Source organism: Rhizobium sp. AP16 (assembly GCF_000281735.1).
In the GTDB taxonomy this organism is placed as follows: domain Bacteria; phylum Pseudomonadota; class Alphaproteobacteria; order Rhizobiales; family Rhizobiaceae; genus Rhizobium; species Rhizobium rhizogenes.
Window position 1 is genome coordinate 90996 of sequence record NZ_AJVM01000017.1, and the last position, 6227, is coordinate 97222.

Consider the following 6227-nt stretch of genomic DNA (forward strand, 5'->3'; position numbering starts at 1 on the left):
CGGGTCAAGTCTTGTGCAAAGAACGAGCCGATTTTGCGGCGAAAAGGGTCGCTTTGGGCTATGGAGAGGCCCGCCCGAAATCAGCCGGGCGGGCCGTCATGTCAAAGGCGGAACACTTTTACTTCGTTGCCGCGCTCCAGTTCCTTATTGGCAAGGAAGAGCGCGGTTTTCGCATTCTGGCTCTCCCTCTCGGCCAGCAGCCGCAACATAGCCTGTAGCCGGCGCACGGAGAGCGCCTTGTTGCGGTGTTGGGAGCGTTCATCACGACAGGTCACGGTGATGCCGGTGGGGATATGGATTGCCCTGACCGCGCTGTCGGTGGTGTTCTGGTGCTGCCCGCCCGGACCTCCGGCGCGTAGCGTTTCGAAGCGAATATCATTCATATGAATGGTAGCCGTTTCGTTCGACGTGTCGGCGAGTTCCACCCGCCTGACGCCGACAAACCAATTTTGCCGCTTGTGTCCCGGCCTGATCTTGCTCTTGAAGATGAAACGGATCGAACCGCAATACTCTTCCACTAGGCTTTCAGCGCCCACGCCGCGCAGCGTGACGATCGCCGAAACCGGGCCATGCTGGTCCGGTGCCTGTGATGCCGTCACCTCGATTTCGCAGCCTCTGCCCTGTGCCTCTTTTTCAAGAATGGATAGCAGGGATTTCAGCGCGACACGGCATTCTGCTGGACCGTTGCCGGAGGTGGTGAGAAGATGGATGTCAGCCATTTTCACGCCTCCTTATCGCTTTGCGGTCACGCATGCGCTCTTGCTTTGGCTCTTCGTGATCGACACTGATCTTCTTGTAGGTAATCAGCGGCTTCATCGATGCGAGCGGCCGAACGAGACCGTGGGCCACCAGGTCCTCCAATACTTGCCCTGCATTCTTGTAGGCGCCGGCTGCCTCCTCGATTGCAAGTTTGCGATCCTCGCAGATGGTGATGCCGCCCCAGGGATTGCGCAGCAGTGCCTCCCGCTCCGAACGCGTGGTGCCGATGCGACCGTGCATATTGCGGCGATCGTATTTCCGGCCGGCTCCGTGCGAGATCGCCCAATGCGATTTAGCCGCTGTGTCAAGCGGTTCAACGACATAGCTCAGGCTTGCCCTGGAGCCGGCAATGGGCGCGATACCGCCGCTTTGGATGGCGGCAGCACCCTTGCAGTGGACATAGCCATCCGCTTGCGTACGCACAAGATTATGCGGGACATCCGCAATCAAGCGCACATCTGTGCGAAGTGCCAAGGCAGCTCGCTGCGCAATCATGCGTCGATTGAGTGCTGCCCATTCGACACAGAGACCGTGGAGAGCCAGCCACCTTGCACCAGCCTTGGAAGCCGGGTCCAGGCCGCCTGTCATTGCGCCGTTTTCATCGATGGTTTGGTTGAACACACTGGCGCCGAGATTACGCGAGCCGGTATGGATGAGCAGATAAAGCTTCTGCCTGTCCAAGAGTTCAACCGCATCGGGTTGAAACAGCTCCTCGACGGCCTGGATCTCACAAAAGTGATTGCCGCCACCGATCGTACCAAGCGCTTCGGTGTTTGCTCCAAGCTCAAACAACGGCGCAAATTTCGCGACATCGGGTGCGTCGAACGCAATGTTTTCAAGCTCGCGCAGCGCGTTGGCTGCCTTGTCGATCCTGAACTTGCGCTGTGGTAGGGCAAGTTCGAAGAGCGCCATGCCGCAGCCGATATCGTTGCCGATCAGTTGCGGATAGAGCCGCGATGCCAGCGCAGCCATACCGACCGGGCCGTATTTTCCCGGATGCAGGTCGGGGAAACCGGCGATGGAGCGCATGCCGGGAAGCTTGGCCAGTTCCGCAAGCTGTTCCAGCGCCGATCCTTCGATCCAGGATTTTGATGTAAAGTAATGTGCGACCGCGGCAGGCTGACCGCAGCGCACGACGATGGGACCGGAGGTCCCTATGGAATTGCCCATGAATATAATCCCAGGACAGGGTAAGTCGTTCGGCGTTGAGGCCGATCAAAGAAGCCCGCAACAGCGCATCGACGCTGGCTTAGGCTTTTGCCCCTAAGGGGCGCGATGAAACGAAGCTAATCATTTGCTGCTCCCGATCCTGAAGAATTGATGGCGGTTGTATAAGCGAAATAAAAACGATTGCAAGTGTTGTGTTGATGGTCGGGATTGCCTCCTGCTCACGGTCGATTGATCCGAACGGCTATCGCGAGGCCATCGTCTTGCTTGAATGGCCGGTTGCGGTGCGGTATAAACCTGTTATCAGCGACAAGCCCTTTTCCCCTGTCATCAACGGTGACTCCGATGAGTGACAATGATGTTGTCCTAAAACCGAAGACCAAGACGAAGCCCAAGGTCGAGCGGCAGAAGCTCTATAAGATTATTCTCGTCAACGACGATTACACGCCGCGCGAATTCGTCATCATGGTGCTGCAAGCCGTCTTCCGCATGAGCGAGGAGGCCGGTTATCGTGTGATGATGACTGCGCATAAGCTTGGCAGCTGTGTGGTGATGGTCTGTGCGCGGGACATTGCCGAGACCAAGGCGCAGGAAGCCATCGATCTGGCGAAAAGCGCCGATTTCCCGTTGATGTTCACCACCGAGCCAGAAGAATAGAATTTCGGAGGAGGACGACGGTCAGCCTGCAATAGGACGGCGGATCTGGAAGCCGGTCTTGTCCTGCGAGAAGCCGCAATTGGCATAGAAGCGCAATGTTGCGGGTGTCTTCGAGCCGGTGAGCAGCATCACCTTGTAGCAATTCTTCTCCCAGGCCGTTGCGATGGCCTTATGGATCAACGCCCGGGCGTGACCGCGCTGGCGATGGTCGGCATGGGTGACGACATTCTCGATCAGCGCATAGGGTGCGCCGCCGCGTGTCAGGTTGGGGGTGATGACCAGGGTGACGGAGGAGATGGCAAGGTCGCCGACGAAGGCAGCGAAGATCGTCATTCCAGGGTGTTGAAGGATCTCGGCAAAGCGGCTTTCGGCCAACGCCGGTTCCAGCTCCGGATCGCCGGGATTGAGATGCCGGTAGAGCGCGAGAAGGGTGGGGAGATCGCCGGCGGCGGCCGGGCGGATCACCACCGTGTCGCTGTCGTCTACAGCCTCCGCCATATCAATCGTCCTTCTTGCCGAACATTCTCTTCAGCATCTCAGCCATCGGACCGCTCTCGGGCATGCGCGGCTGATTGTGGTTGCGGGCCTGATGAATGTGCGATTTGGCGACAGTCTTTTTTTCCGGCTTCGGCGCTGGTTCCTCCGCCTTGCCGCCCAGCGCTAGCGCAATCTTGTTCATCAGCTGCGAATCCTCGCCGCGCACCAGCATGTCGGCATTGTCGGCGAGTGCGTCGAACAGCGGCTCCAGCCAATCGCGATCAACCTTGGCGAAGTCGCCGAGCACATGGTTCTGCACCAGCTCCTTGACGCCGGGATGGCCGATGCCGAGGCGCAGCCGCCGGTATTCGCGGCCGCAATGGGCATCGATCGACTTGATGCCGTTGTGGCCGCCATGGCCGCCGCCGGTCTTCAGCCGCGCCTTGGCGGCCGGCAGGTCGAGTTCGTCATAGATGACGACGAGGTCGGACGGCTCGAGCTTGTAGAAGCGCATGGCCTCGCCGACGGATTCGCCGGAGAGGTTCATGAAGGTCTGCGGCTTGATCAGCAGGACTTTCTGGCCGCCGAGTTCGCCTTCGGAAATCTCCGCCCTGAATTTCTTCGTCCAGGGTGAAAAGCTGTGGCGACGGTGGATCGCGTCCACGGCCATGAAGCCGATATTGTGACGGTTGCCCTGATATTTGGCGCCGGGATTGCCGAGGCCCACGATGAGAAGCATGCGCTTCGCCCTTTGGAAAATGCCGATGCCCTTCACGACAAGGAATTGACGGCAAAGTCAAGGCGGGACCTCTCGTCAGTCTCCGAGGTGCAGGCCGTATTTCAGGAATATCCGTTTCTGCGTGCCGTCGGCAATCAAGCTGTCGAGCGCTGTCTGCATCCTCTTCAGCAGATCGTCCGGAAAATCCTTCTGGCAGGCGATGCCCATGGGCTGCGCGGAGAGCACGGTTACCTTTTCGACGGCGTTGCCTTCTTTCCTCAATTTGTCGAAATAGCTTTCAGAGATCGGCATCAGGTCGATGCGGTCGCTCATCAGCTTCTTCAGCGTCGCTCTGAAGTCGCTGGCGACATCGATCCGTGGGAAATTGGCCTGCCGCAAGGCGGCCTCGGTGTAGTCCTCCCGCCATGTGCCGACGGTATACTTCCGTGCCTCATCGAGCGTGGCGGCGACGACGCTGGATCCAGTGTGTTTGATCAGGATGTTGCGGTCGACCAGCAGCGGCTGGACCCATTTGAATAGCTTGTCGCGTTCTTCATTGTGGGCAGTGGCGAAGACGCAGGTCATCGGTACTGTCTGCGCCTGGGAATAGGCTCGCGCCCACGGCATGACCTCGATCGAATAATCGACGCCGATATCGGCCATCACCTCGCGCACCTGCTCGACGGTCGCGCCCACGGCAATCTTGCCATCGCGGTAATTGAAGGGCGGATATTCTTCCGTGGTGAAGGCGACCGTTTCTGCTCGGGCCACGGAGAGAAGGCTATAGGAGGAGAGGCTGAGAAGGACGAGGAGAAGCAGTTTCCGCATGTGGTTTCCCGCCTCTACGATGCTTGCGCCACGGAGAGACGGCTGTCTGCTTGCGATCCCGCCAGTGTTTTCATCAGATCATTCGGATGCTGCGGCCGGTGGAACAGATAGCCCTGGCCGTAATCCAGTCCCATGGTGCGCAGCGTCGCGCACTCCTCTTCGGTCTCGATGCCTTCGGCAATGACCGTGCAGTTCATCTTGTGCGACAGCGTCGTGATGCTTTCGACCAGCATGCGGCTCTTGGCGCTGACATCCGAGGCGGTGTCGTTGATCGCGCGAATGAAGGATTGGTCGATCTTGATGATATCAACCGGGAAACGGTTGATATAGCTCAGCGACGAATAGCCCGTGCCAAAGTCATCGAGCGCGATGCGGCAGCCGTAGCGGCATATCTCGTTGATGACCATGCGGGTTTCCGGGTTGTCGTCCATCAATACCGCTTCGGTGATTTCGACGACGATCCGCTTCGGGGAGATATCGTGGCGGGAGAGCAGGGCGGCGATGCGGACGGGTAGCTCCGGCTCAAACTGCAGCGGCGAAAAATTGATGGCGAGATAGGTGTCCTGCATGCCGTCGAGGCGCGAGAGACGCGCAAAATTGGAGACGGCCTTCTCCATGATGCGATTGCCGATGCGAATGATCGAGCCCGTCTCCTCGGCGACCTCGATGATCCGGGCCGGCGGCAGAATGCCCTTCTGCGGATGATGCAGCCGCATCAGCGCCTCGAAGCCGGCGATGGAGCGATCATCGATATTGACGATCGGCTGCAGGTGGGCCTCGAACCAGTCTTCACTGAGGCCGTTCTCGATATGGTTCTCGAGTTCGGCGCGGCGGCGGGATGCGTCCAGCATGCCGTTGTCGAAGATCTGCGCGCCGTTCTTGCCGTCGTGCTTCTTGGCATACATGGCGATATCGGACTTCAGCAGCAGTTCGGCCGCATTGGCGGCATGGCGGGGATAGATGGCGATGCCAATGCTGGCGCTGAGGCGGGCATCGCCACCAAAGGGGGCCTCGAATACATCGGCGATGCGGGTTGCCATGTCGATCGCCCTCGCTTCGGCGTCCTCGGCAAGCAGCAGGATAGCAAACTCATCGCCACCAAGGCGGGCGGCGATGTCGCCGGGCTCCAGCCGTGCCTGCAAGCGGGCAACCAGTTCGCGTAGGGCCGCGTCGCCGGCGGCATGGCCCTTGTTGTCGTTGATCCACTTGAAGCGGTCAAGATCGATGAACAGGCAGGCAAGCTCGCGTTTGCGCTTGTCCGCCTCGTTGATCTTGGCATCCAGCGCTGTTTCGAAACCCTGGCGGTTCAGCAGGCCGGTGAGATGATCGGTGATCGCCTGGCGTAGGTTTCGGTCTTCGGATTGCTTGAGATCGGTGACATCGGTCATGACCGAAAGCGAAAGACCATCCTGGATTGCCGTCGTCTCAAGGATCAGCACATCCATGACCCGTTCATCCCGGCAATGGAATTTTACCGTGACGTCGAAGCGGGCGGCGCTGTCGGGATGGCTGCGCTTGCGCTCGATGTATTTCGCGCGCGATTCCGGCAGGACCAGGCTTGCGAACTTGCGTCCGACCACGTTTGCGCGGGCGTAGCCGGTGGCGGCCAGCCAATAGTCGC

The 6227-nt window shown here is 59.4% G+C and carries 7 protein-coding genes; 1 reads left to right on the plus strand and 6 read right to left on the minus strand.

Features of this window, described 5'->3' with window-relative positions:
* Positions 1–101: 101 nt before the first annotated feature.
* Entirely contained in the window at positions 102–719 is a 618-nt protein-coding gene (gene prfH / locus PMI03_RS10040; protein WP_007692565.1) for a peptide chain release factor H, read from the minus strand.
* Positions 712–1929, minus strand: a complete 1218-nt coding sequence (locus tag PMI03_RS10045; protein WP_007692567.1) for an RNA ligase RtcB family protein — start codon at positions 1927–1929, stop codon at positions 712–714. Before PMI03_RS10045 ends, prfH begins: the two co-directional genes overlap by 8 nt.
* Positions 1930–2271: 342 nt before the next feature.
* Between PMI03_RS10045 and clpS the strand changes: the two genes are divergently transcribed.
* Positions 2272–2583, plus strand: coding sequence for an ATP-dependent Clp protease adapter ClpS (clpS, locus tag PMI03_RS10050; protein WP_007692569.1), 312 nt, complete (start codon positions 2272–2274; stop codon positions 2581–2583).
* Between the two features lie 21 nt (positions 2584–2604).
* Here clpS and PMI03_RS10055 read toward each other — a convergent pair whose 3' ends face one another.
* From PMI03_RS10055 to PMI03_RS10070, 4 genes are all read right to left on the minus strand, one after another.
* Positions 2605–3081, minus strand: a complete 477-nt coding sequence (locus PMI03_RS10055) for a GNAT family N-acetyltransferase (protein WP_007692571.1) — start codon at positions 3079–3081, stop codon at positions 2605–2607.
* Position 3082: 1 nt separating this feature from the next.
* Complete coding sequence (gene pth / locus PMI03_RS10060) at positions 3083–3799, minus strand: aminoacyl-tRNA hydrolase (protein WP_007692573.1); 717 nt, start codon at positions 3797–3799, stop codon at positions 3083–3085.
* 75 nt (positions 3800–3874) lie between these two features.
* Entirely contained in the window at positions 3875–4606 is a 732-nt protein-coding gene (locus tag PMI03_RS10065; protein WP_007692576.1) for an ABC transporter substrate-binding protein, read from the minus strand.
* Positions 4607–4620: 14 nt separating this feature from the next.
* Positions 4621–6227, minus strand: a 1607-nt coding sequence (locus PMI03_RS10070) for a bifunctional diguanylate cyclase/phosphodiesterase (protein ID WP_007692578.1), incomplete at its 5' end; no start/stop codon positions are given.